The organism is Pacificoceanicola algae, from assembly GCF_049341065.1.
Taxonomy (GTDB): Bacteria; Pseudomonadota; Alphaproteobacteria; order Rhodobacterales; family Rhodobacteraceae; genus Pacificoceanicola.
Window position 1 is genome coordinate 73,678 of record NZ_JBMPIX010000014.1, and the last position, 23,776, is coordinate 97,453.

23 protein-coding genes and 1 pseudogene are annotated in these 23,776 nt (G+C 60.5%); 6 read left to right on the forward strand and 18 right to left on the reverse strand.

All coding sequences use genetic code 11. The annotated features are described in order from the left end of the window. Positions 1-8 precede the first annotated feature (8 nt). The 7 genes from ACOYQJ_RS17975 to ACOYQJ_RS18005 form a co-directional block, all read right to left on the reverse strand. Positions 9-1,247, reverse strand: a complete 1,239-nt coding sequence (locus ACOYQJ_RS17975; protein WP_422907381.1) for a CpaE/TadZ family protein — start codon at positions 1,245-1,247, stop codon at positions 9-11. Positions 1,248-1,576: 329 nt separating this feature from the next. Then, on the reverse strand, positions 1,577-2,260 hold the full coding sequence (locus ACOYQJ_RS17980; RefSeq protein WP_422907382.1) for an OmpA family protein: 684 nt from the start codon (positions 2,258-2,260) through the stop codon (positions 1,577-1,579). A 20-nt stretch (positions 2,261-2,280) separates the two neighbouring features. After that, positions 2,281-3,717 (reverse strand): type II and III secretion system protein family protein, encoded by a 1,437-nt coding sequence (locus ACOYQJ_RS17985; protein ID WP_422907383.1) that lies wholly within the window; start codon positions 3,715-3,717, stop codon positions 2,281-2,283. 217 nt (positions 3,718-3,934) lie between these two features. Beyond that, positions 3,935-4,786, reverse strand: a complete 852-nt coding sequence (gene cpaB, locus ACOYQJ_RS17990; RefSeq protein WP_422907384.1) for a Flp pilus assembly protein CpaB — start codon at positions 4,784-4,786, stop codon at positions 3,935-3,937. Positions 4,787-4,978: 192 nt separating this feature from the next. Continuing rightward, the gene (locus tag ACOYQJ_RS17995) at positions 4,979-5,158 is read right to left on the reverse strand and encodes a hypothetical protein (protein ID WP_422907385.1); all 180 of its coding nucleotides are present in this window, start codon (positions 5,156-5,158) and stop codon (positions 4,979-4,981) included. Between the two features lie 83 nt (positions 5,159-5,241). Continuing rightward, positions 5,242-5,421, reverse strand: coding sequence for a Flp family type IVb pilin (locus tag ACOYQJ_RS18000; RefSeq protein WP_422907386.1), 180 nt, complete (start codon positions 5,419-5,421; stop codon positions 5,242-5,244). Between the two features lie 110 nt (positions 5,422-5,531). Beyond that, positions 5,532-5,711, reverse strand: coding sequence for a Flp family type IVb pilin (locus ACOYQJ_RS18005; RefSeq protein WP_422907387.1), 180 nt, complete (start codon positions 5,709-5,711; stop codon positions 5,532-5,534). Positions 5,712-6,065: 354 nt separating this feature from the next. Between ACOYQJ_RS18005 and ACOYQJ_RS18010 the strand changes: the two genes are divergently transcribed. After that, positions 6,066-6,911 (forward strand): lytic transglycosylase domain-containing protein, encoded by an 846-nt coding sequence (locus ACOYQJ_RS18010; RefSeq protein ID WP_422907388.1) that lies wholly within the window; start codon positions 6,066-6,068, stop codon positions 6,909-6,911. Here the strand turns inward: ACOYQJ_RS18010 and ACOYQJ_RS18015 are convergent. The 11 genes from ACOYQJ_RS18015 to coxB all read right to left on the reverse strand — a co-directional run bounded on the left by ACOYQJ_RS18015 (position 6,908) and on the right by coxB (position 16,835). Next, complete coding sequence (locus ACOYQJ_RS18015; RefSeq protein WP_422907389.1) at positions 6,908-8,332, reverse strand: FAD-binding oxidoreductase; 1,425 nt, start codon at positions 8,330-8,332, stop codon at positions 6,908-6,910. The two genes, ACOYQJ_RS18010 and ACOYQJ_RS18015, sit on opposite strands and share 4 nt — an antisense overlap. Positions 8,333-8,445: 113 nt before the next feature. Beyond that, positions 8,446-9,273 carry an MBL fold metallo-hydrolase gene (locus ACOYQJ_RS18020; protein WP_422907390.1) on the reverse strand — a complete coding sequence of 276 codons (828 nt, stop codon included), beginning with the start codon at positions 9,271-9,273 and terminating at the stop codon, positions 8,446-8,448. Between the two features lie 59 nt (positions 9,274-9,332). Continuing rightward, positions 9,333-9,920, reverse strand: coding sequence for a GNAT family N-acetyltransferase (locus ACOYQJ_RS18025; protein WP_422907404.1), 588 nt, complete (start codon positions 9,918-9,920; stop codon positions 9,333-9,335). Continuing rightward, complete coding sequence (locus ACOYQJ_RS18030; RefSeq protein WP_422907391.1) at positions 9,920-11,182, reverse strand: M16 family metallopeptidase; 1,263 nt, start codon at positions 11,180-11,182, stop codon at positions 9,920-9,922. The genes ACOYQJ_RS18025 and ACOYQJ_RS18030 overlap by 1 nt, the downstream gene beginning before the upstream one ends. Further along, on the reverse strand, positions 11,179-12,567 hold the full coding sequence (thrC, locus tag ACOYQJ_RS18035) for a threonine synthase (RefSeq protein WP_422907392.1): 1,389 nt from the start codon (positions 12,565-12,567) through the stop codon (positions 11,179-11,181). Before thrC ends, ACOYQJ_RS18030 begins: the two co-directional genes overlap by 4 nt. Positions 12,568-12,570: 3 nt before the next feature. After that, the gene (locus ACOYQJ_RS18040; RefSeq protein ID WP_422907393.1) at positions 12,571-13,242 is read right to left on the reverse strand and encodes an SURF1 family protein; all 672 of its coding nucleotides are present in this window, start codon (positions 13,240-13,242) and stop codon (positions 12,571-12,573) included. Between the two features lie 99 nt (positions 13,243-13,341). Next, positions 13,342-14,148 (reverse strand): cytochrome c oxidase subunit 3, encoded by an 807-nt coding sequence (locus ACOYQJ_RS18045; RefSeq protein ID WP_422907394.1) that lies wholly within the window; start codon positions 14,146-14,148, stop codon positions 13,342-13,344. 18 nt (positions 14,149-14,166) lie between these two features. Then, the gene (locus tag ACOYQJ_RS18050; RefSeq protein ID WP_422907395.1) at positions 14,167-14,751 is read right to left on the reverse strand and encodes a cytochrome c oxidase assembly protein; all 585 of its coding nucleotides are present in this window, start codon (positions 14,749-14,751) and stop codon (positions 14,167-14,169) included. Then, the gene (locus ACOYQJ_RS18055) at positions 14,741-14,908 is read right to left on the reverse strand and encodes a cytochrome c oxidase system small membrane protein (protein ID WP_422907396.1); all 168 of its coding nucleotides are present in this window, start codon (positions 14,906-14,908) and stop codon (positions 14,741-14,743) included. Before ACOYQJ_RS18055 ends, ACOYQJ_RS18050 begins: the two co-directional genes overlap by 11 nt. Beyond that, positions 14,905-15,840 (reverse strand): heme o synthase, encoded by a 936-nt coding sequence (gene cyoE, locus ACOYQJ_RS18060; RefSeq protein ID WP_422907397.1) that lies wholly within the window; start codon positions 15,838-15,840, stop codon positions 14,905-14,907. The genes ACOYQJ_RS18055 and cyoE overlap by 4 nt, the downstream gene beginning before the upstream one ends. Positions 15,841-15,932: 92 nt before the next feature. Next, a complete protein-coding gene (gene coxB, locus ACOYQJ_RS18065) occupies positions 15,933-16,835 on the reverse strand; it encodes a cytochrome c oxidase subunit II (RefSeq protein ID WP_422907398.1) in 903 nt (300 codons plus the stop codon). A 191-nt stretch (positions 16,836-17,026) separates the two neighbouring features. Here coxB and tldD point away from each other — a divergent pair, with 191 nt between their 5' ends. The 5 genes and pseudogenes from tldD to ACOYQJ_RS18090 form a co-directional block, all read left to right on the forward strand. Continuing rightward, a complete protein-coding gene (gene tldD / locus ACOYQJ_RS18070) occupies positions 17,027-18,448 on the forward strand; it encodes a metalloprotease TldD (RefSeq protein ID WP_422907399.1) in 1,422 nt (473 codons plus the stop codon). Between the two features lie 411 nt (positions 18,449-18,859). Then, positions 18,860-20,047, forward strand: a complete 1,188-nt coding sequence (gene dprA / locus ACOYQJ_RS18075) for a DNA-processing protein DprA (protein WP_422907400.1) — start codon at positions 18,860-18,862, stop codon at positions 20,045-20,047. A gap of 170 nt (positions 20,048-20,217) precedes the next feature. Further along, positions 20,218-22,923, forward strand: coding sequence for a type I DNA topoisomerase (gene topA / locus ACOYQJ_RS18080; RefSeq protein WP_422907401.1), 2,706 nt, complete (start codon positions 20,218-20,220; stop codon positions 22,921-22,923). Positions 22,924-23,045: 122 nt separating this feature from the next. Then, positions 23,046-23,603 (forward strand): L,D-transpeptidase, encoded by a 558-nt coding sequence (locus tag ACOYQJ_RS18085; RefSeq protein ID WP_422907402.1) that lies wholly within the window; start codon positions 23,046-23,048, stop codon positions 23,601-23,603. A 90-nt stretch (positions 23,604-23,693) separates the two neighbouring features. After that, positions 23,694-23,776: pseudogene (locus ACOYQJ_RS18090) on the forward strand (succinyl-CoA--3-ketoacid-CoA transferase); the annotation flags it as partial.

Here is a 23,776-nt window from a genome sequence, read left to right on the forward strand (position 1 = left end):
AATCGTCCTCAGGCTGCTTCAGCGTCAGAGTTGTCAAGCGCGAGCAAGCTCCCCGCCAATTTGGAAATTTCTTTGCGTAGCGGGTTCTTGGCGGCGTGGTTGGCCAGCGGCAGGCCATGATCGCAAGCCTGCATCACGACTTTGCCGCCGTCCGGGAATTGGACGTCCAAAGCAATGCCAAGACTGTCGGCCATGCGCTTGACCCGAGCCTTGCCCTGAAGGTCGGTAAACTTGGGCGCGCGGTTCAGGATGAAGCGCAATTTGTCAAAGGGTAGATCTTCGGCCATCAGCGCCCGCTTGAGCCGCAGGGTGTTCTGCGCCGACCGCATGTCCAGTTCGACCATGGCGAAATAGACCTGCGCCTCGGTCAGGACAGTTTCGGTCCAGTTGACCAATGTGCCGGGCATATCGACGATGACATAGTCAAAATGTTCCCGCGCGACATCCAACAGCTTTTTCACATCCGGCGGGCCCAGGATATCAAGCGGCAGGATATCGGCGGGCGATGTAAAGACCTGAAGCTTATTCTCAAAGCTGACCAAAGCCTGGCCAAAACTTTCACCGTCCATCGAGTCAATGTCGGACAAGAGTTCCAGCACCGACTCGCGGCGTGGCAGATCAAGGTAGGTCGCGACCGAGCCGAACTGAAGGCCGAGATCAATCAGACAGACCCGCGGAGCGCGCTCTTTCGGGGCGGTCACCAATTCGTAGGCAAGATTGGTGGCAAGCGTCGAGGCGCCGCAACCGCCGGCGATGGCCTGCACCGCAATCAAGATGCCGTCCCCATCGCCCTTGAGCTTGACCGCGCGCGGCTTTTCCTCCGCTATGATTTCGGGGGGCGGGGTGCGCAACCTTTCGACGGCGGCTGCCAGCTCGCCCTCGGGAAGCGGGTAGGGGATGAATTCATCGGCGCCAAGCCGCAGCAATTGGTGCAACGAAGCAGGCGTGACGTCTTCGGCAATTAGGATCACCTTGACGCCGCGTTCCTTGGCCCCGGTGATGATGGCGCCCAGCTTGGCCAGATCAGGTTCGTCCACGGCATCGATCGCCATCGCGACATATTCCAACTGGGCCGCATCGGGTTGGGTCAGGAAGGGCAGGGCTTCTTCAAATCCAAGGTCACCCCAGCTTTCTCCCAGAATGGTCTCCATGTCCTCGATCAAAAGATCGAAGTTCTGAACGTCACGGCTGATGGTGCACGCGACGATGGGATCGGGTTCGGTCGGCTGTGCTGGTGTACTCGTCATTATGCCTCACGTCCTGTTCTTGTTTGGCAGAACAGACCTGTTCGGGCGGTTGGTTTTCAGACTTTCGCCACCCCAGAACCTGATCCTGCCAGCGCCGACTCGGAGGGCGGCGCATTGATCTCTCACAGGTCAACTTGCCGGGCAAACGGGGCAACATTTGGGCCAAAAAGCCGAAATTGTACGGTATTTCTGGACAGAGAATTGAGCGATTCCGGAGCGTTATATATAAAAAACAATCGCTTAGGGTGGGTCGGCCCAATGTGGCGGAAACAACAAAGGGCCCCGTGTGGGACCCTTTGAGAAACAGTTCAGCCTTGGGGCAGGGCGTCTTAGCCGCCGCCTGAGGCGCCGGTCTCGGTCAGGAAGTCCTGCCCTGAGATCCCGCTCAGCCCGGTTTTTGGCTCGCCCGAGCGAATATATTCGCGGTAGATCACTTCGGCATATTTGCCGTCCATGACGGTGGGATGCCCGCTCACAAAACCCGAAACCTCGGTCACGGTGCGGCGGTTGCGGCGTTCCTTGCCTTCGGTCACGATCAGCGGCTGGGTTTCACCATAGCTGACTAGTGCCTCGAGCCTCGAACGCTCAACCCCTTGGGATACAAGGTAATTCACGACTGCATTGGCGCGATTCAAACCAAGGCGCTTGTTGTATGTGGCGTTGCCGACCTTGTCGGTGTGGCCGTAAACGTTAAAGCGCACTTCCGGGAACTGACGGATCCAGTTTGCCTGCTCTCGCAGTGTGTCACGGGCGCCAGCGTCCAGTGCGGCGCTATTGAAGGCAAAGTTGACCGTTGTAAGCACCTCGGTGGCGAAGCGCTGCCCCAGATCGTAGACGTATTGCTTTTCACCCGTCTGGTAGAGGGTGTTGTTCATCGTCGCGTTGCCAAAATCGCCGGTATCGGTCAGCGACCCCGCCTCGCGGTTGAAAGATGCATATACCGGATCTCTGCTGTTTGCGCTGCATCCTGCCAGCACGCAAAGGCCGATGCCCGCAATGGTGATCTTGCTCATTTGCTGCGCCCCCGCATCAATTATTCCATTACATAGCCGTAAGAACCGCTAAAGTCCTGCTGGGCCACTTCGCCAGCGGCGCCTTTGGGCTTCTTGCGGCTGGTATCGCTGCCAACACGCCCGTAAAGGAACAGGTCCTTTTCCGAGGGCGGACGAATACGGTCGGTCGGCAGGGCCAGGGCCTCGCCTTTGGTCGGTGTCACAAGGTGCGGCGTGACGATGATGACCAGTTCGGACTGTTCACGCACATATTCCGCGCTGCGGAAGAGGGCGCCCAGAACCGGGATGTCGCCCAGCCAAGGCACCTGACCGTTCAGATCGCGAAAGTCGTCTTCGAGCAAACCGGCGATGGCAAAGCTTTCGCCGTCGCGCATCTCAATCGTGGTCTGCGCCTCGCGCCGCCGGAAGGCCGGGGCCGAGATCGTTTCAAACTGGAACGCATTGTCGAAATCAAGCGCCGAAACCGCAGTTTCAAGCTCGAGGTTGATCAGGTCGCCATCCACGACGCGGGGGATGAAGTTCAGCTCGACCCCGAAAGGTTTGTATTCGATCGAAATCATGCCGCCCTGCTGGGCCACCGGGATCGGGAATTCGCCGCCCGCGAGGAATTTCGCCTCTTGACCGGAAATCGCAACAAGGTTCGGTTCGGCCAGCGTCCGGACAACCCCTTTTTGTTCAAGCGCTTCCAACAGAATGCCCACTTCGAGGCCGCCTGCGTTGAAACCGAAAAGCACCGCGCCTTCTGCGGCGTTGGAGCCGGATTGCGGGTTGAGCTTGCCGACGATGGTGTCAACGTCTGCCAGGGGCGCTGCGTTTCCGGTGCCGATCTCAAGGCCAAGATCGCCGCCCAGAATAGAACCGCCCGTGCCGATCGAGGCGCGCAGGGTCTTGGCGACCGAGCGGCTCATTTCGGCAAAGCGAACTTTCAGCATGACTTGTTGGATACCGCCGACACTCATCAGGTTCGAGACGCGTTCGGGGGCGTAGCGATCTGCCAGATCCAGCGCGCGTTGCATCTTCATTGTCGAAGAGACGGTGCCTGAAAGAACGATCCCGTCATTTGCGGTGCGCACTTCGATCTGCTCATCGGGCAGGATCTGGCGCAGGCGTTCTTTGAATTCGGTGACATCCGCAGCGACGCGCACATCGACGTTGGTAATCAGCTTACCCTGGGCGTCGAGGATGGTCAGTGTGGTGGTGCCAGGCGCCTTTCCGAGTACGTAGATCGTGCGATCCGAGAGCGAGGAGATGTCTGCGATGGCCGGGTTGGCAATCGAAAGTTCCGAAAAGGGCGCGTCGCTTTCAACCACGACCGCCCTGTTCATTGGGACATTCAAAACCGATTCAGTGCCCGTTCGTACGACGCGCAGCTGCTCGGCCTGAAGACTGGTCGCCACAGGGGCAACAGCCATGGTCAGCCCGACAAGGGCTGCCTTTAGAAACCTATCATACTTCATGTGACCTGCCTTTCGATCACGCCTCAATTGCACAGGTCTTTTTGCCTGCTCGTTTGGATCAAGATGAGACAGATTGTGTTTTATTGCAAGAATCAATGACTTCGGACCGCCAATTTATGTGGATAAAGGGCAACATGCGGGTTTCGGGCCACAGGCGGCGGAAACGGCAAAAGGGCGCCCGATCATGGGCGCCCTCGAAATTTCCGTTTGACCAGAGTCAGTTGCAGGGGATCGGGATCTCGATCCGCTCGGTGCCCTTGTTGGTCCGGATGGTGCACACCTCAAGCGACTTGTCGGCGCGCTGCTCTTGTTTCTGGATGCCCAGAAGCGAACGCTGGTCGACTTCGATGGCTTCTGCGACGGTGTCGTCGTTCTGCGACATCAGCGAAAGCGACAAGCGACCGGTGGATTGCGCCTGAGCCAAGGCAGCCACTTGCTGAGGGCTTGCAGCAACTGTCACCGTTCGGGCAATAGTCGCATCGGTTGAATCCGAGTTGGCCGTCTGGTCGATTGCGATCAGGCTGATACCGGTCTGGATCAGTTTGGTCACGTCACCAACCGGCAGGTTGGGATCATTGCCGGGGATACGACCTGTCCAATAGATGTCGACGCGATCACTGGGACGCAGGAAGCCGGACACGCCCGAGGCCACATCAACCTTGATGGCAAAAGCGCGCTGGCCCTTTTCAAGCCGTGAGGTCAGACCGGCGTCGCCGCCAGGTTCGGACACTTTGATCGCAACGAGCGCTTCGTTCTTTTCCATGGCGCGAACCACGACCCGAGGCGCATCTCCGTCCTTGAAGAAGGGGTTTTCTTCGTCAAAGTAGCCGTCCGGCAAGATCTGCGTCGGCCAGGGGGCAAGCGCGACATCCTCTTCGGCGATCTGTTCGCCGTAGGCCAAGGATCGGGTCGCGATATAGATTTCCCGTGTTGGCACAGCTGCCACCACCTTGGCCCGTTCTTCTTCCAGAGCGTTTTCGTAAGCGCCGATATAATTCTGCGCCATGTAGACGGCAAAGCCGGCCAGGCCGAGCCCCGCAATCAACACCAATCCGAATACAAGTCGCATCTCTTACCTCATAGGTTCGTGTGTTCCCCAGTTTTCGGGGTTATCCACGGTCCAGTATCTCGGGGGATTGTGGCCAAAACTGGCCCGGTCAGCGGCTGTTGTGTGAATTGTTGACGGGTCCGGGCCGCAGGCACAAAAAAAAGGCTGCACCAAACGGCCCAGCCTTTCTCGCGTAAGGAGACTTCGGTGCGATCAGAAGTCGTTCTCTGCGGCGATGGCGCCACCAGCGGCGGACATCAGTGCATTCGAGTTGTCCTCGATCACGAAGAAAGAGATTGCGGACATTCCCACCACAGCGGCGGTAATGACAACCCAATCAACGGTTACGGCACCTGACGTATCGTCGCGAAATGCCTTGAGGAGTTTAAGCATCTTTTACCCTTTCCTGCTCCTTGGGATGATGCCCCGAGCCGGTCTTGACCGGCTCGGGCGCCCGTGTCTCAAGCGAGAAAGACTTAGAAGTCGTTTTCTGCTGCCACTGCGCCGCCAGCTGCGGTGATCAGGGCCGAAGCATTGGTTTCGATGGTCGAGTAAGCGGCGATGGCCAGGCCAACGACAGCGGCGGTCAGAACCACCCAGTCAACAGTCACGGCGCCAGCTTCGTCTTTGCGGAAGGTGTTGAGGAATTTCATCATTGGTATTCTCCAGATTGCCCTCTCGGGGGCTCAGAATGTGGTTGGTGCCGGCGCGCGCGACCTTATGCCGTGGCGCCGGGCTTTAAGCGGCCGTCTGGACCGCGGCCGACTTAGAAGTCGTTTTCTGCTGCCACTGCGCCACCGGCTGCGGTGATCAGGGCCGAAGCATTGGTTTCGATGGTCGAGTAGGCTGCAATGGCCAGACCAACGACAGCGGCGGTCAGAACCACCCAGTCAACAGTCACGGCGCCGGCTTCGTCTTTGCGGAAGTTCTGGATAAATTTCATCATGGTCTCTCTCCGAAGATAAGTTTGCTCACTAGGACCGCGTCGGTGCGTTGATGGGCCTCTCTCACTTGCCCCGTCCCGCTGCGGTATGTGCATAATTAGCCTTCGGTTTGGGGCGAGAGTGTGACCGGAATGGTTTGATTTTGCAGCTTCGGTTAAATGACCAGTGATTTTTGTTAAGCACATGAAAAGTAATGATTAAAAAATAAAGAGGGTGCCAAATGATGCGATTTCATATCCTTTGGTGTAGGTGAAAAGCACCAGTCTGTTCACAGTTTGGCAACTTTAATAGCCACAGACTCAGCTTTGTGCGATAAATGGAAAAACAAATCCCTAAAAGGTTAACGAGCAGAGACCATGGGCCCCAGATTCCTTATCGCGCTTTTATGCGCTTTCGTGCTGGCTGCGCCGGTTTCGGCCGAGTCCAGCTTTCCGCAATTCAGTGCCAAACGGGTGAAACCACCCAAGCCGGGGGCCAAACGTATCACGGTACAGATCGCGCCGCGTGCGGAACCGGCCGTGCCGCCGCGTCCCGTCAAGCCCGCCGTGGCAACCGTGCCGTCCACCGTTGCTGTGGCACCGAAGGCGGCCGCCAATGCTGCCGGAAATTACGACTGGTTCTGGAAAGCCGTGTCGCCGGACCTGTCGGCCAGCGGCCCGGGCCGATTGGACTCGGCATTGGCCAGTCTTTCGGCGCCGCCGCAAGGGAAGGGCGTGAGCACCCCGCGGTTGCAAGCCCTGCAAGAGATCGCTGCCGCCCATGGCACCGACATTCTGCGTGCCACCATTGGCACACGGGTCTCGCCCGCTTTGGCCCTTGCGGTGATCTCGGTGGAATCGGCGGGCCGGATCGATGCCGAAAGCAACGCGGGCGCACTGGGGTTGATGCAGCTGATGCCCGCCACCGCTGAACGCTTTGGCGTCAGTGACAGCCTTGATCCGGTGCAGAACATCAAGGGCGGTGTCGCCTTTCTTGATTTCCTGATGGAGAAATTCGACGGCGATCCGATTCTGGTTCTGGCTGGGTACAATGCGGGCGAAAACTCGATTGCCAAGAACGATGGCGTGCCGCCCTATGCCGAAACGCGGGACTATGTGCCCAAGGTGCTGGCCGCCTTCCAGAGCGCGCGCGGGTTGTGCATGACACCGCCGCAGCTTGTCTCGGACGGCTGCGTGTTCCAGATCATGACCGCAAGCAACTAAGCGTTCTTGTCTCTCAGGACTGCTCCGGGGTTCATGATCCCCACCGGGTCCAGTGCATCCTTGATCGCGCGCATCGCCCACAGCTTGGCTGGATCGCCGTATTTCTCAAGGTCGGCGACCTTGTGGCGCCCGATGCCGTGTTCCGCACTGACCGAGCCGCCCATCTCGTGGGTCAGATCGTGCACAAGGGCGGTGAGCTCGGCACTGCGCGATTTCAGCGCGTCCTTGGTGCTGCCGTCGGGCGGAAAGATGTTGAAGTGCAGGTTGCCGTCGCCCAAATGGCCAAAGCAATTGATGCGCCAGGTCCCGATCTGGTTCAGGGCTTCGGTGGCTTGGGTGATGAATTCGGGGATCACGCTGAGCGGCAGGGAAATGTCATGGCTGGCGACCGAGCCGATACGTTTGTTCGCCTCGGGGAAATGTTCGCGCAGGTTCCAGAAATCCTGACTTTGCTGCCCGGACTGGGCGATCAACCCGTCCTGAACCAGCCCGGCCTCGTGCGCTTCGGTAAACAGCCGCTCCAGCGCGTCCTGCGGGCTTTGTCCGATGGACAGCCCCAGTTCGATCAACACGCACCATTCGGGTGCTGTTTGCCACGGTTGGCGGATCTCGGGCAGGGTCGCGGCGAGAAAGTCAAAGCCTGTGCGGTGCAGCAGCTCAAACGCACTGATGCCTTCGCCAATTTGGTCGCGCGCCATTGAAAGCAGAGAAAGCGCCGCCTGCGGGTCTGTCACTGTCAGAAGCGCCGTGCCGGTTGCGGCGGGGCGGGGGGCGAGTTTCAGGCTGGCGGCAGTGATCACGCCAAGGGTGCCCTCGGCCCCCATCAGAAGGTGGCGCAGGTCATAGCCCGTGTTGTCCTTGCGCAGCCGTTTGAGCCCGTTCCAGATTTGGCCATCGGGCAAGACCGCTTCGAGGCCCAACACAAGTTCGCGGGCGTTGCCATAGCGCAGCACATTCACGCCGCCCGCGTTGGTCGAGAGCAACCCGCCAATCCGCGCTGACCCTTCAGAGGCCAGCGACAGCGGGAACAGCCGGCCCGCAGCCTCGGCGGCGCTTTGAACGTCGGCCAGAATGCAACCCGCTTCGGCCACCATGGCGTTTTCCTCGGGGTAGGTGCCGCGAATCTTGTTCATCCGTTCCAACGACAGCAGCAGAGGCGCCGAGCCGCTGTTGGGGATCTGCCCACCAACAAGGCCGGTCCCACCACTGTAAGGCGTCAGGCCGACGGAGGACTTGCCGCAGGCCTTGACGATTTGCGCCACTTCCTGTGGGTTGCGGGGCAGGGCGACATACTGCGACGTGCCGGGCCACCGGCCCCGCGGATCTTCCAAATATCGCGCCTCGGCTTTCCTGACGGTATCTTTGGGCAGGCTGTTCTCAAGGAATTGGGCAAAGCTTTCATCGGCTGGGCAAAGCGGCATGGGCGTGTCTCCTTACCTGCGGAATAGAGGATTTGGAGAGCAAGCCCAAGCCTGATCGCTGCCTTTGATCCGATAGCACGTTGCAGAGGCCCGAAATTCGTTTCTTTGAAACCCTAGTCGGGATCGCGCAGCCAAGCCGGACGCATGACCCTGATCGTCGGGCGGTCAGGCAGGCTGCGCAACGACACTTCCATTGATGGGCTTTCGACAAAGGTGATGGCAAAACTGTCGCGCATCCCGTCCAGAAAGTTGCCAAGTGCAAGATCGGAAAACCAATGCATCGGGATGACCACCGAAGATTTCAGCCGTTCGACCACCCGGATGACTGTGGCCAGAGGCAGGGTATAGCCGCCGTCCACAGGCACCATCAGCACGTCGATGCGGCCTAGCGCGGCGTATTGTTCGGGCGTCGGTTCGTGGTGCAGGTGACCAAGATGGCCGATGCAAAGCCCTTCGACCTCGAAGATGAAGATCGAGTTGCCATTATCCTCGCGCCCGCCGAATTGCGAACGGATGTCGGTCGAAACATTGCGCACCAGCATCTCACCTAGATCGAGATGGTGAGTGATGCCGGCGCCGTGGGATTCGCCCCACCCTTGCAGGACATGCGGAATGGCGGGGTCGGGTGCCGTGGTCCAATGGGTGTCATGGGCATGGTTCATGGTCACCACGTCGGGGATCATCTCGGTGTTGCCGATAAATCCGGTGAAGTCGGTCACCACGTCGAGCCCGCCCGGTGTCTGGATCAGGAAAGAGGCATGGGCGATATACTGAATACGCACCGAATATTCCGGCACCGGATCGGTCCAGGCGGCCTTGTGCAGATAGGTTAGCCCCGGGGCGGCATCGGCGATGGCGATACAGTGGCTGGGGCGGCGCTGATCCTGCGCATGCGCGGCGCTGGCGAAAAGGATCAGGCAGGCGGCAAGAAGTCGGTGCATTGGCGTCTCCCTCTGGATCTGTCAGAGGATAGCGCGCGGCCGGGCTTTGCCAAATGTCGTTACAGCCCGACGGTGGTCCGGCCGCGTCGATCGCTGCGCAAAGAGGCATAAAGCACATGTGTGCGCCAGCGCCCGTTGATTTGCAGATAGCTTTGCGCCACGCCCTCGTATTTGAAGCCCGAGCGTTCCAGCAGCCCGCGTGAGGGGACATTTTCCGGCAGGCAGGCGGCTTCGATCCGGCTGAGGCCCAGCTTTTCAAAGGCATGATGCACCACCGCCTGAATCGCTTCGGACATATAGCCGTGGCGGGCATGTTGCTGGCCAATCCAATAGCCCAATGTCCCTGATTGCGCCGGGCCGCGACGGATGTTGTCCAGCGTGATGGCCCCCAACAGCATGTCATCCTCGCGGCGGATCAGGAATAGCGGCAGCGCGCTTGACCCGTTGATCGAGCGTGACGCCCAATAGACACGGTTGGTGAAGGCGCGGCGCGACAGGTGGTCATCGGCCCAGCTTGGCTCCCACGGGGTCAGGAAATCGCGGCTTTCGCGGCGCAGGCTGGTCCAGGGGGTGAAATCGGCATGCATGGGCGGGCGGAGCGTCAGACGCTCGGTTTCAAGCTTGAGCTTGCGCCGCGCCCGCAACATCATAGGGCCCGTCTCGCTTGCAGGTCCTCCAGCGAGGGGGCCTTTGCCACCGGTCCATATAGCGCCATTGCCGCGGGCGCGTGACTGGCCTGTGTTTCAGCAAAGCTGCGGACATCGGCAAGGGTCACAGCGTCGATCTTGGCGACGGTTTCCTCGATCGGGGGGACCTTGCCCCAGATCTGGATCATCCGAGCCATGCGTTCCGCCCGGCTTGACGGGCTTTCGAGACCCATCAGCAGGCCCGCCTTCATCTGAGCGCGCGCGCGATCCACCTCGACCTGAGACATGTCGCCCGCGGCGCGTTTCATCTCGTCGATCGTGATGGTCGCAAGCTCGCCCAGTTCCTCGCCCGAGGTGCCTGCGTAGATCGTTGTCATGCCGGTGTCGGCATAGGCGCCGCTTTGCGCGAAGATGGTGTAACACAGCCCGCGCTTTTCACGAATCTCCTGGAACAGGCGGGACGACATTCCGCCCCCCAGCGCCAGCGAATAGATCTGTGCGGTGTAGAATGACGGATCGCGATAGCCGGGGCCTTCAATGGCCAGCGCCCAATGCGCCTGCTCAAGGTCCTTCTCGTGGCGGCTTTCGCCCCCGGCAAAGCGGCCCGGGTCGGCGCTGCTGGCATTGCGCGGCACCATATCGCCAAACAGCTTTTCGGCTTGTGCCACCAGCGCGTCGTGGTCCACCGCGCCTGCCGCTGACAGGATCAGTTGATCGGGGCCATAGTGTTCTTCAACAAAGCGCGCCAGATCTTCGCGGCCGAAGGCGCGCACGCGTTCCTGTTCGCCCAGAATGGTGCGGCCCAAAGGTTGGCCCGGATAAGCCTTTTCCTGCAACCAGTCGAAAACCACATCGTCGGGCGTGTCATGCGCCTGACCGATTTCCTGCAAGATCACGTGACGCTCGGTCTCGATCTCCTTGGCGTCAAACACCGGGTTGCGCAGGATATCCGCGATAACATCCAGCGACAGTTCTGTGTCGGCGCCCAGAATGCGGGCGTAATAGGCCGTGACCTCGCGCGAGGTATAGGCGTTTATATAGCCACCCACGTCCTCGATCGCCTCGGCGATCTCAAGCGCGCTGCGCTTTTCGGTGCCCTTGAAGGCCATGTGCTCAAGAAAATGAGCGATGCCGTTCTGCTCGGGGCGCTCATGGCGGCCACCGGCAGTGACCCAGATGCCCAAGGCGGCGGATTGCAGGCCGGGCATATGTTCGGTGACGATGCGAAAGCCGTTTGGCAGCGTGGCGGTTTGGACGGTCACTTGGCGATACGCTCCGATATCAAGGTTTCGAGTGCGCCCAGGTCATTGGCAACCCGGGTCACTCGTTCCGGACGCTCATACAGGTCGGCCATGCGCGATGGAAGGGGCGGGCGCATACCGCTGGCTTTTTCCACCGCGTCGGGGAACTTGGCGGGATGCGCGGTGGCCAGGGTGATCATCGGGGTGCCGGGATCGCGCATCTGTTCCGCGACGCGCACGCCGATGGCCGAATGCGGGCACAGAAGCTCGCCCATGCTCTGGTTGGCCTGCGCGATGGTGTCCAACGTCTCGTCTTCTGAAACGCGGCCGCTGTCAAAATGCTCGCGGAGCGCCTGAAGCGCGCCTTGGCTGACGTTGAAACCGCCGTCCTTGAGTTCGCCCATCAGCTGCGCAACGGCATTGCCATCGCGGCCATAGGCGTCAAAAAGCGCGCGTTCAAAGTTGGAGGACACCTGAATGTCCATCGACGGGCTGATCGAAGGGTGCACTTCGGATGTCTTGTAGCCGCCCGATGTCAGGCAACGGTGCAGAATGTCGTTCTGGTTGGTCGCCACCACCAGACGGCCAATCGGAAGGCCCATGCGCTTGGCGATATAGCCTGCGAAGATGTCGCCAAAGTTGCCGGTGGGCACGGTGAAGCTGACTTTGCGATCCGGTGCGCCAAGGCTGATCGCGGACGAGAAATAGTACACCACCTGCGCCAGAACCCGCGCCCAGTTGATGCTGTTCACGCCCGCCAGCCGCACGCCGTCGCGGAATTCGAAATCGTTGAACATGTCCTTCAGGCGGGCCTGACAATCGTCGAAATGTCCGTCCATCGCCAAGGCGTGCACGTTGCTTTCCGTCGGTGTGGTCATCTGGCGGCGTTGCACTTCGCTGACGCGGCCATGCGGGTACAGGATAAAGACATCCACCGTATCCAACCCCTTGAAGGCTTCGATCGCTGCAGATCCGGTATCGCCCGATGTGGCCCCGACGATGGTCACGCGTTCGCCGCGCCGCTCCAGCGCCTCTTGGAACAGCTGGCCGATCAACTGCATGGCAAAGTCTTTGAAGGCCAGGGTCGGGCCGTGGAACAGCTCGAGCAGAAAGTGTCCCGGTGCAAGCTGTACCAGAGGCGCGCGGGCACCGTGGCCGAAGCCGGCATAGGCCTTGGCGATCAGGTCGGCAAAGACTTCATCGGTAAAGCCGTCACCGACAAAGGGGCGCATGACACGAAAGGCGACGTCTTCGTAGGACAGACCGTGCAGGGCGCGAATGTCGTCCATGCTCATCTGCGGGATGGTTTCGGGAACATAAAGGCCGCCATCGCGGGCAAGGCCCGACAGCATCGCCTCTTCAAAGGTCAGGGCAGGGCTTTGGCCACGGGTCGAGACATAGCGCATGGGTCAGTCTTCCTTGCTGCGGCGCCAGATCAGGGCGCCGGTCATAAGCAGCCACACCACGGCGAGCGAGAACCATGTGATGGCGTATTGCAGGTGATCGTTCGGAATTCCGGCAGTGTCCACCGGCAAAAGCGTCAGCCCCGGATCGGGCGGAGCGATCTCGCGCGCGATGACAAGCAGTGGTTCGGTGTCCAGCAACTCGGCCATTTGGGCGATGTCGCGGGCGAACCACGTGTTTTTGGCCACGTCGTTTTCAGGGGTCGAGGAGTTGCGATCGTCAGGCCAGTGCAGATTGCCCAGCAAAGTGATCTGCTCTGCGCGCGGCGGCGCGGTCTTGTTTTCAACGGGGGTAAAGCCGCGATCAAGCAGGATGCGGCGGCCTTCCACCGTTGTCATCGGGGAAATCACCCGCCAGCCTGCGCCGACGCGCTTGGCGGACACCAGCACGAACAGCGCCTGATCCCCGATCTGTCCGGTCAGCCGAACGGGCATGTACTCCTGCTCGCTCGGCGAAATCAGTTGTGGCAGGGCGATGGGATCGCCCGAGATGGTGCTTTCGATCTTGGAGAGGATGCCGCGCTTCCATTCGAGCCGCTGCATTTGCCATGTGCCAAGCGACACAAGGATCGCGGCACCGATCAGGCCAAACAGCAGGGGGGCGATAATGCGTTTCACGTCAGATCCCAAAATGGCGAAAGGCGCACCCGGGGGCGCGCCTTTGCTTTTTTCACTCTGGCGCTTCGGGTTCAACCCGCGAAACGCGCTTTGGCTGGTTCAGCCGCCCCAGATGTAGACGGCTGCGAAGAGGAACAGCCAGACAACGTCAACGAAGTGCCAGTACCAAGCCGCCGCTTCAAAGCCGATGTGCTGCTGGGGCGTGAAGTGGCCCGCGTAGACGCGCATCAGGCAGATGAAGAGGAAGATCGTGCCGACCACAACGTGGAAGCCGTGGAAGCCCGTCGCCATGAAGAAGTTGGCGCCATAAATATTGCCTGCGAACCCAAAGGCCGCGTGGCTGTATTCATAGACCTGGAACACGGTGAAGATCGCGCCCAAAGCGATGGCGATGATCAGCCCCCACTTCATGTCTTCGCGGTTGTCCTCGTGCACCAGCGCGTGGTGCGCCCAGGTGGCTGCGGCGCCCGAGCACAGCAGGATCAGGGTGTTGATCAGCGGCAGGTGGAAGGGGTCGAAGGTTTCGATCCCGGCCGGCGGCCAGACGCCGTCAATCTTGGGCGACAAGCCATCGGGGTTCATCGGGTAGAGCGCGTGTTTGAAGAAGCTCCAGAACCAGGCGAAGAAGAACATCACCTCGGACATGATGAACAGGATGAAGCCGTAGCGCAGACCAATCTGCACAACCGGGGTGTGATCCCCGGCCTTGTTCTCGGCGACGGTCTCGGACCACCAGCCGAACATGACGTAAAGCACGCCAACGAAGCCAATGATGAGCATCCACGGGCCGTGATCGTGGAAGAACCGCACCGCGCCGAAAAGCATGATGAACCCGGCCACCGCCCCGGCCAAAGGCCAGATAGAGGGGTTCAGGATGTGATAGTCGTGGTTTTTTTCATGCGCCATCTTCAGTCCTCTTAGGCGTTAGTTCACAGACGCCGAAGCGTCTTGATCGGTTGCAAGAGCGGCCTGCGTGTCTTCGGGCAGGTCGATCTGATAAAAAGTGTAAGACAAGGTGATATGCTTGATGAACTTGGCGTCCGCATCATCGACGATACCGGGATCGACGTAAAACACCACCGGCATTTCAACCCGTTCGCCGGGCATCAGAACCTGCTCGGTAAAGCAGAAACACTCTATCTTGAAGAAATAGTTGCCAGCATCGAAGGGCGCCACGTTATAGGTGGCTTGACCCGCGATGGGATGGTCGGTCGGGTTGTACGCCTCGTAAAAGGCCAAACCTTCTTCACCTATGCGCAGCTCCATCTCAAGCTGTTTGGGCTTGAACTCCCACGGCATGCCGCGGTCGGTTGTTGCGTCAAAGCGGACCTTGATTGTCTTGTCGAGGATCGTGTCGCTGCCTGCCTCGGCCACGCTGGTCGAGCCACCATAGCCCGTGACCGCACAGAACCAGCTGTACAGCGGCACCGAGGCCCAAGCCATCGCGCCCATGAAAGTTACCACGCCGACCAATTGCAGGACGGTCTTTTGTTTTGCGTCAATTGCCATTGCTGACCCCCGTGGGTTGCATTTGGTAATCGCCCCTCGTGACCTTGACCACAGTCATTCCGAAAAAGATTGCCACCAGCGCCGCCAGCGTCAGGCCAACGCCAAGGTTGCGGCTGAAGCGGCGTTCGTGAAGTTCGTGCTCCTTGCGCAGGCTCATGCGAAAACCCCCATGCGGTCAAGACCGGCTTCGATCAGGATCGCGCCGAAATGTGCAAAGAGGTAAAGCAGGGACAGCTTGAAGAATTTCTTTTCTGTGCGGAAATTATCTGCTTCGGATGCAGCTTCGTCACGGCGCCAGATGTCATAAGCACCTTTCAGGAAAAGGGCGTTCAATACCAGCGCCACCGCCAGATAGACCGGTCCGCCGACCTGCGTGAAGCCAAGCGCAATGGCGAAGGCCGCCAGCAGAATGGTGTAGACAAGGATATGCGTTCGGGTCGCCTTGCGGCCGTGGGTCACGGTCAGCATCGGTACGGTGGCGTTGTCATAGTCCATGCGGACAAACAGCGCGAGCGCCCAGAAATGCGGCGGGGTCCACAGGAACGTCAGGCAGAACATCAGGACCGAGGCGGTGCTGATGTCGCCGGTTGCAGCGGCCCAGCCGATCATCGGGGGAAAGGCCCCGGCGGCGCCGCCAATGACGATGTTCTGCGGGGTCAGCCGCTTGAGCCACACGGTGTAGATCACCACGTAGAAGAAAATGGTAAAGGCCAGAAGGCCGCCCGCCAACCAGTTGGTGGCCAGCCCGAGGAAGACACAGGCAAAGACCGAAAGTGTCATACCGATGGCAAATGCCTCGTCGCGTGTGACTTTCCCGGCAGGGATCGGGCGCTTTCGGGTGCGTTTCATCACAGCATCGATGTCGCTGTCGTACCACATGTTCAGCGCGCCCGACGCACCGCCGCCAAGGGCGATGAACAGGATCGCGACAAAACCGATAAAGGGATGCACGGGGGCGGGCGCGGCCAGAAGGCCAACAAAGGCCGTAAACACCACAAGCGTCATCACGCGCGGCTTCAGAAGGGCGAAATAATCGCCAAACTGCGCTTCGCCTTCGATGGGCCGGCTGTCAAAGCTTGCGTCGCTCATGTCATCCCCTTGGGATTTGCGGGTCAAGGTGCGCCAGAGCGGCGCACCTATGGATGGTGGGAAAAGCTGCGCCCGGGCGGCGCAGCACAGGCTCAGTTCGTCAGAACTTCGCGGACGTCGGTGTAGTCACCGGCTTCGACCGAACGGGCCAGCCATGCGTCATAGGCTTCCTGGCTGACGACCTTTACAGTGATCGGCATATAAGCGTGGTCCTTGCCGCAAAGCTCGGAGCACTGGCCAAAGTAGACGCCTTCACGCTCTGGCTTGAACCAAAGTTCGGCCAGACGACCAGGGACGGCGTCCTGCTTTACGCCAAAGGCGGGAATGGTCCACGAATGGATCACGTCGCCGCCAGTGATTTGCATCACGATGGTCTTGCCGACCGGCACCACAACCGAGGTGTTCGTGGCAAGCAGGAACTCGTCGCTGGAGTAGCCTGCACGCTCCAGACGGGCGTTCATCGCGTCGCTGCGGACAAAATCCTGCGCACCGGCGTTGTAGTCCTGATCTTCCATGGTCGCCGGGTGGCCGATCATGAAGCTGTCAAACGCCAGATCGGTGCCGACATATTCATAACCCCAGTACCACTGGTATCCAGTGACCTTGATGGTCACGTCGCCTTCGGGGATCTCTTGTTGCTTGAACAGCACCGGAAGCGAGAAGGCGCCGATGAAAACCAGCGTCACAATCGGGCCCAACGTCCAGGCGATCTCCAGCGGAGAGTTGTGCGTGAAGGTGCCGGGGGTCTTGTTGGCCCGCTCGTTGAACTTGACGTAGACGATGACCAGCAGGCCCACAACCATCAGGCAGATAACGCCGATGATGAAGACCAGCAGCCCGTCGAGCCATTGCAGGTCACGCGCCAGTTCCGTGGCCGCAGGCTGGAAACCCATCTTGCCATCGGTCGGGTGCCCGACAATTTCTAGATCTTGCGCCAGGGCCGGCGCGGCGATGAAGGCTGTGGCGAGGCCCGTCAGCATCGATTTGAATTGCATGTGTCACCCTGATCGGTTGTGCATCTGTCAGTATTCTATCAGCGAGGAAGGGGTTAAGCCGAGCCTGAGACTCAGAATCCGCTCCTCCCATTGCGTATCTGTCGTTTAAAACCATATTCTGGCTCACCATTAAAGGCAGAGACTTGCGGCAAAGCGCCGCTTTTTTTGATCTGGATCAAATCGAGGACCCTATGGCCGACGCTCCCTTCCGCCCTTTTGACACCCATCTGGACCGTGATCGTGCCGCGTCCATACTTCGCGATGCGCTTTCCGGCGCCGAGGACGGAGAGCTTTTTCTGGAGCGACGCCGGTCCGAGGCGCTGGTGCTGGACGACGGGCGGATCAAGACCGCCAGCTATGACGCCTCCGAAGGCTTCGGTCTGCGCGCCGTCAAAGGCGAGGTGGCCGGATATGCCCATGCCACCGAAATCAGCGAAAGCGCCCTGAAGCGCGCGTCGGAAACCGCGCGCCTTGCGGTTGGGGATGGCGGCGGGGTCATGGCGCCTCCGCCTCCGGGGACCAACCGCACGCTTTACACCGATGCCGACCCGATCGCGGGCGCCGATTTCCCGGTCAAGGTCGAAACCCTGCGCGAGATTGATGCCTTCGCCCGCGATCTGGATTCGCGGGTGGTGCAGGTCACCGCAACCATCGCCGCGTCGCTGCAGGAAATTGCGATTCTGCGCCCCGAGGGCGGCTTGGTCACGGATGTGCGACCGATGACCCGCGTCAATGTCAGCGTGATCGTCGAAAAGGACGGTCGCCGTGAAAGCGGCACAGCCGGCGGCGGCGGGCGGGTCTCGCTCGACGGGCTTCTGGCGCCGCAGGACTGGCAGTCCAAGGCGCGTGAGGCGCTGCGAATCGCCTTGGTCAATCTTGATGCCGAGCCTGCCCCGGCAGGCGTCATGGACATTGTGCTTGGACCTGGCTGGCCCGGTATCCTTTTGCACGAGGCAATTGGTCATGGGCTTGAGGGCGACTTCAACCGCAAGGGATCGTCGGCATTCGCGGGCCTGATGGGCCAGCAGGTTGCCGCCAAAGGCGTGACCGTTCTGGATGATGGCACCATCCCTGACCGTCGCGGCAGCATCACCATAGACGACGAAGGCACGCCATCGGGCAAGAACGTGCTGATCGAGGACGGCAAGCTGGTTGGCTTGATGCAAGATCGCCAGAACGCGCGGCTTATGGGCGTTGAGCCCACTGGCAACGGGCGCCGCGAAAGCTATGCCCATATCCCGATGCCGCGCATGACCAACACCTATATGTTGGGCGGCGACGCGGACCCGGTGGATATCGTCGCGGACCTGAAAGACGGCATCTGGGCTGTTGGCTTTGGCGGCGGGCAGGTGGACATCACCAACGGCAAGTTCGTCTTCTCCTGCACCGAGGCGTACCGGGTAAAGGATGGCAAGGTCGGCGCACCTGTCAAGGGCGCGACCCTGATCGGGGACGGCGCAACCGCACTGAACCGCATCAAGGCGCTGGGCAACGACATGGCGCTTGATCCCGGCATGGGCAACTGCGGCAAGCAGGGGCAATGGGTTCCGGTCGGCGTGGGCCAGCCAACGGTGATGATCGGCGGGCTGACCGTCGGCGGATCGGGTGCCTGACACCCCTGGCGAGTCGTTCGCAGCGCCTATCTTGCGGTGCCGCGTCTTGGCCATCATCTCGCTGCCATCGTTCTGAGCATCGCGGCAATGATCGCGACGGCTGTCTTGATTGACATGATCGGCAAGGCCGTCAAGGGCAGCTTGCCGCTGTTGCCTCGGCTATTTGCTTCTGGCCGTCATACTGCACGTTCTAATGGCACGGGGCTATGCTGGGTGGGGCGTGTTGGTTGTTGTTTCCGCAGCCATCGGCCTTATCTGGGCGGGGACGAGCTCGCCGGGCTGTTGAAAAAATGCAGATTGGAATCTTAATTTTTCAGTCTGTTACAGATTTCTGAAAATTATCCTGCTGTGGTTTACCATTGCTTAACCTCGCTCGCGTTAAAGATGATTGTGCAAGATGACGGAGCCGGGATGTTCGAAGACAGCTACTCTTCCACTCACCCCCCACTCCCACCCACCACGGAAGATGATCGGGTGTCGTGGCTCCGTCTCTTGCGCTCACGCCGGGTTGGCGTGGCCACCTTCTGGAGATTGATGGGCGAACATGGCACGGCGCAGGACGCGCTTGCGGCTTTGCCCGAGGTTGCCCGCGCCGCTGGTGTTGCCAAATACGAAATTTGCCCCGAAGGCGTGGTTCTGGCAGAAATGAAAGCCGCCCGGATCAAGGGCGCGCGCATGATCTGCCTTGGCGATCCGCATTACCCCCCCGACCTTGCACAGCTTTCCGACGCGCCCCCCATCCTTTGGGTGATCGGCGATCCGCAGGTGCTGAGCCGCCCGATGGTTGCCCTTGTCGGCGCGCGCAATGCATCATCGTTGGGGCTGCGCATGGCACGCACTCTGGCCGAAGGGCTGTCCGAGGCGGGCTATGCCGTGGCTTCGGGGCTGGCGCGCGGCATCGACACGGCGGCCCATCTGGCGGCGCTGAAAGGCGGCACCGTCGCCACGATGGCAGGCGGTGTCGACGTACTTTACCCATCCGAAAACACCCGCCTGGGTGAGCAGATCACCGAAGAGGGCGGCGCGCGGATCAGCGAACAGCCCATGGGCTTGCAGCCGATTGCCCGGCATTTCCCAACCCGCAACCGCATTGTCTCGGGCCTGTCCCGTGCTGTTGTCGTGGTCGAAGCTGCGGCCAAGTCGGGATCTTTGATCACGGCGCGCAACGCATTGGACCAGGGCCGCGATGTCATGGCAGTGCCGGGGCACCCTTTGGACGCGCGGGCAGGGGGGTGCAACATCCTGATCCGCGATGGCGCGCGGCTGGTACGTGGGGTCGAGGACGTGATCGAAGGACTGCCGCCACTTGATATGCCGCTGCAACCCGAACTGAACCTTCGCACGCCAGAAAAGCCTGCCACCGCGCCCGTCGTGGCGTTCCCGGCGCCGCCGCCGGAACGCCGCAGCCTTCAGGATGTGTCCAAGTTGCATAATCAGATCCTTGCGCGTTTGGGACCGTCGCCCTTGGCCGAAGATCAGTTGATCCGGGATCTGGGCGCCCCCTCCGGCGCGGTCTCTCCGGTGCTGACCGACCTTGAAATCGAAGGCCGGATTCAGCGCCAGCCGGGCGGGCTTTTGTCGTTGATCGTGTCGCGCTGATAGCGGGTGGATCAGTCTGCGCAAAACCACGCCGAGCACGGCTGGGAAAGCCATGTCCTGTTGGTCGCAGCAACTGTGTGATTGACATTTCCCCCTTGCGCCCCACATCCCGGAACGCCATACGCGGAGCCAAAAGCGCCCCGAATTTCACGTAAGAGGTTAGCCGCCAAATGCCTGTCGTAGTCGTCGAATCCCCAGCTAAAGCCAAGACAATCAACAAGTATCTTGGTTCCGACTACACAGTTCTTGCCTCTTACGGGCACGTGCGCGACCTGCCCCCCAAAGACGGATCGGTCGACACGGAAAACGGCTTTGAGATGAAATGGGAGATCGGAAACGACTCGCGCAAACATGTTGCAGCCATCGCCGAAGCTCTGAAAACCGATGACACCCTGATCCTCGCAACTGACCCCGATCGCGAGGGCGAGGCGATCTCGTGGCACCTCAAGGAAGCGCTGACAAAACGCCGGTCGATCAAGAAATCGACCCATGTCAGCCGCGTCACCTTCAACGCCATCACAAAGGCGGCTGTGACCGAGGCGATGAAGAACCCGCGCGACATCGATGCGCCCTTGGTCGAGGCTTATCTGGCGCGCCGGGCGCTGGATTATCTTGTGGGCTTCAATCTGTCGCCGGTGCTTTGGCGCAAGCTGCCCGGGGCGCGGTCGGCAGGTCGGGTGCAATCCGTCTGCCTGCGCTTGATCGTCGAGCGCGAGATGGAGATCGAGGCCTTCAATCCGCGTGAATACTGGCAGGTCAAAGTCCAACTCTCTACGCCGCGCGGTCAAAGCTACGAAGCGCGCCTGACGACACTCGCAGGCAAAAAGCTCGACAAGTTCGATCTGGCCAATGCAACGCAGGCTGAGATGGCGGTGCAGGCGGTGTCCAGCCGGGCCCTCAGCGTTGCCAGCGTCGAGGCCAAGCCCGCCAGCCGCAACCCGTCGGCGCCTTTCATGACCTCGACCCTTCAGCAAGAGGCCAGCCGAAAATTTGGCATGGGAGCACGTCAGGCGATGAACGCGGCGCAGCGGCTCTATGAGGCGGGCTACATCACATACATGCGGACCGATGGCATCGACATGGCGCCCGAGGCGGTCACCGCCTGCCGCGATGCGATCAAGGATCGCTTTGGCGCGGAATATGTCCCGTCCAATCCGCGCATCTACAAGAACAAGGCCAAGAACGCGCAGGAAGCCCACGAATGCATCCGCCCGACGGATATGACCAAGGACGCAAGCGCTCTGAAGCTGACCGAGGATGATCAGCGCAAGCTGTATGATCTGATCTGGAAGCGCACGCTGGCCTGTCAGATGGAAGGCGCCCGGTTCGAGCGCACCACAGTTGAAATTGCCAGCGAAGACGGGCAGGTGGGCCTGCGCGCGACAGGACAGGTTGTAGTCTTTGACGGCTTTCTCAAGGTCTACGAAGAGGGCCGCGATGAGCCGGTGGAGGACGACGACAAGCGCCTGCCGCAGATTATGCAGGGCGAGCCGGCGAAATTCGCGGCGGGCTCCTTGCAAGGGGCCTATGACAAGGCCGGTGAAAAGACCGACTCGGTGATCGAGAGCGGTGACACCGGTGCCATGCAAAAGAACGGCGCGGCGATCCTGTCGTCCAACGGCGCGATCCTCGCATTGCAAAGCCACACCCAGCCGCCGCCGCGCTATACCGAGGCAACGCTGGTCAAGCGCATGGAAGAGCTTGGCATCGGGCGCCCCTCGACCTACGCCAGCGTGATCACCACGATTCAGGATCGCGAATACGTTCGCAAGGAACAGAACCGCCTTTTCCCCGAGGACAAGGGCCGGATTGTCACGATCTTCCTGCTCAACTTCTTCAAACGCTACGTGGAGTACGATTTCACCGCCGCGCTGGAGGATGAGCTTGATCAGGTTTCTGCCGGTGACGAGGATTACAAGGAACTGCTCGCCAAGTTCTGGCGTGATTTCAGCGCGGCGATCTCGGAAACCTCGGACCTGCGAATTTCCGAAGTGCTCGACGTGTTGGACGAAGCGCTGGCGCCGCAGCTTTATCCGCCCCGCGAGGATGGCACTGACCCGCGTATTTGCCCCAAGTGCGGCGTCGGTCAGCTTCACCTGAAAACCTCGCGTACTGGGGGCTTTGTCGGCTGCGGCAACTACCCTGAGTGCACCTATACCCGCCCCATCGCGGGCGAGGGAGCCGAGGGCGACGAACGCCTGTTGGGCGAGGACGCCGGGGATGAAATCTGGCTCAAGGCGGGCCGCTTTGGTCCCTATGTTCAGCGCGGCGAACCGACGCCCGAGAACAAGAAACCGCCACGCGCCTCGCTGCCGCGCGGCTGGAACAAGGACGACATGGACCTTGCCAAGGCGCTGACCCTTCTCAGCCTGCCGCGCGAAGTGGGCGAGCACCCGGAAGGCGGCGTGATCAAAGCCAACTTTGGCCGCTTTGGCCCCTATCTGATGCACCAACTCCCGGACGAGGAAAAGCCGGTCTATGCGAATATCAAGGACCCCAACGATGTCTTTGAAATCGGCATGAACCGCGCGGTCGAGGTTCTGGCGGAAAAGCGTGCCAATCCAGGCGGGCGCGGCCGAACGGCGGCCAAGCCTCTGAGAGAGCTGGGCGATCATCCCGATGGCGGCGCGATAAATGTGATGGAAGGGCGCTATGGCCCCTACATCAAATACGAAAAGATCAACGCGACTCTGCCCAAAGGCGTGGAGCCGGATCAGGTTACCATGGAAATGGCGCTTGAGTTGATCAACGAAAAGGCCTCCAAGGGCGGTAAGAAGAAAGCGGCGCCGAAAAAAGCTGCCGCGAAAAAGCCTGCGGCCAAGAAACCGGCAGCGAAAAAGACGACGAAAAAGGCCGCCCCCAAGTCCGACGAGTGATTTTGGGCGGCCTTTTGCCGATCCGCGCCAGGCTCACGCATCTTGTAATGCAGATGTGATTTTTAAATGCCTTGCGAACATGGTTCTGTCGCGCCCGAACAGCGAGCAGGAAAGGCAGAGTCATGACCACTACACTGATATCACGGCGCGGGATGATCGCGGGCGTCGGAGCCACTTTGATGACCCCGGCCATTGCCCGCGCAAGCGAAGATTTCACCCGCCGCAATGTTTCGAGCTTTGTTTCGCAGGACTGGCGTGATCACTTTGAAACCTTGGGCGTTGGCTGCATCGTTTGCGACACCGGATCGCGGGCCTTGCACTACTGGTCGGCCGACGGAAGCGATTACCGTGTCTATCCGACCTCGGTGCCGAAGACCGACGAGCTGACCAGGCGCGGCTATACCGAAATTGTGCGCAAGAAGGTTGGGCCGACCTGGACGCCGACGGCCAGCCAGATGGAACGTTTCCCTGACTGGCACCCAGTTGAAGGCGGCGCACCTGACAACCCGCTGGGCACTCATGCGATGTATCTGGACTGGCCCGCATATCTGATCCACGGCACCCATGACACCCGTAAGATCGGGCGCCCGTCGTCGGACGGCTGCATCGGTCTGTATAACGAAAAGATTGCCGAACTCTTTGCAATTACCGAAATTGGCACCCAGGTCCGCATGATCTGATGTTAGCGCGCGCAGGGCAGTTGGTGTCATTGACTCTCTGCTGCCCTGCGGCGAAAACTCCCCCAGCACAGAAATCAGGGGAGCTCATCTATGCAAAAAGTATATGGCTCGGCTGCGGAGGCCCTTGACGGTCTTTTGCACGACGGGATGTTGATTGCCGCTGGGGGCTTTGG

Coding starts and splice junctions, on each gene's coding strand:
- cpaB (WP_422907384.1), bottom strand. CDS start 4,786: ATGCGACTTGTATTCGGATTGGTGTTGATTGCGGGGCTCGGCCTGGCC.
- ACOYQJ_RS18025 (WP_422907404.1), bottom strand. CDS start 9,920: ATGTTGCGGGCGCGGCGCAAGCTCAAGCTTGAAACCGAGCGTCTGACG.
- thrC (WP_422907392.1), bottom strand. CDS start 12,567: ATGCGCTATGTCTCGACCCGTGGCCAAAGCCCTGCCCTGACCTTTGAA.
- ACOYQJ_RS18005 (WP_422907387.1), bottom strand. CDS start 5,711: ATGATGAAATTTATCCAGAACTTCCGCAAAGACGAAGCCGGCGCCGTG.
- ACOYQJ_RS17995 (WP_422907385.1), bottom strand. CDS start 5,158: ATGCTTAAACTCCTCAAGGCATTTCGCGACGATACGTCAGGTGCCGTA.
- ACOYQJ_RS18015 (WP_422907389.1), bottom strand. CDS start 8,332: ATGCCGCTTTGCCCAGCCGATGAAAGCTTTGCCCAATTCCTTGAGAAC.
- ACOYQJ_RS17980 (WP_422907382.1), bottom strand. CDS start 2,260: ATGAGCAAGATCACCATTGCGGGCATCGGCCTTTGCGTGCTGGCAGGA.
- ACOYQJ_RS17975 (WP_422907381.1), bottom strand. CDS start 1,247: ATGACGAGTACACCAGCACAGCCGACCGAACCCGATCCCATCGTCGCG.
- tldD (WP_422907399.1), top strand. CDS start 17,027: ATGGCCGACGCTCCCTTCCGCCCTTTTGACACCCATCTGGACCGTGAT.
- ACOYQJ_RS18085 (WP_422907402.1), top strand. CDS start 23,046: ATGACCACTACACTGATATCACGGCGCGGGATGATCGCGGGCGTCGGA.
- coxB (WP_422907398.1), bottom strand. CDS start 16,835: ATGCAATTCAAATCGATGCTGACGGGCCTCGCCACAGCCTTCATCGCC.
- ACOYQJ_RS18055 (WP_422907396.1), bottom strand. CDS start 14,908: ATGAGCCTGCGCAAGGAGCACGAACTTCACGAACGCCGCTTCAGCCGC.
- dprA (WP_422907400.1), top strand. CDS start 18,860: ATGTTCGAAGACAGCTACTCTTCCACTCACCCCCCACTCCCACCCACC.
- ACOYQJ_RS18020 (WP_422907390.1), bottom strand. CDS start 9,273: ATGCACCGACTTCTTGCCGCCTGCCTGATCCTTTTCGCCAGCGCCGCG.
- ACOYQJ_RS18045 (WP_422907394.1), bottom strand. CDS start 14,148: ATGGCGCATGAAAAAAACCACGACTATCACATCCTGAACCCCTCTATC.
- ACOYQJ_RS18050 (WP_422907395.1), bottom strand. CDS start 14,751: ATGGCAATTGACGCAAAACAAAAGACCGTCCTGCAATTGGTCGGCGTG.
- topA (WP_422907401.1), top strand. CDS start 20,218: ATGCCTGTCGTAGTCGTCGAATCCCCAGCTAAAGCCAAGACAATCAAC.
- ACOYQJ_RS18000 (WP_422907386.1), bottom strand. CDS start 5,421: ATGATGAAATTCCTCAACACCTTCCGCAAAGACGAAGCTGGCGCCGTG.
- ACOYQJ_RS18010 (WP_422907388.1), top strand. CDS start 6,066: ATGGGCCCCAGATTCCTTATCGCGCTTTTATGCGCTTTCGTGCTGGCT.
- cyoE (WP_422907397.1), bottom strand. CDS start 15,840: ATGAGCGACGCAAGCTTTGACAGCCGGCCCATCGAAGGCGAAGCGCAG.
- ACOYQJ_RS17985 (WP_422907383.1), bottom strand. CDS start 3,717: ATGAAGTATGATAGGTTTCTAAAGGCAGCCCTTGTCGGGCTGACCATG.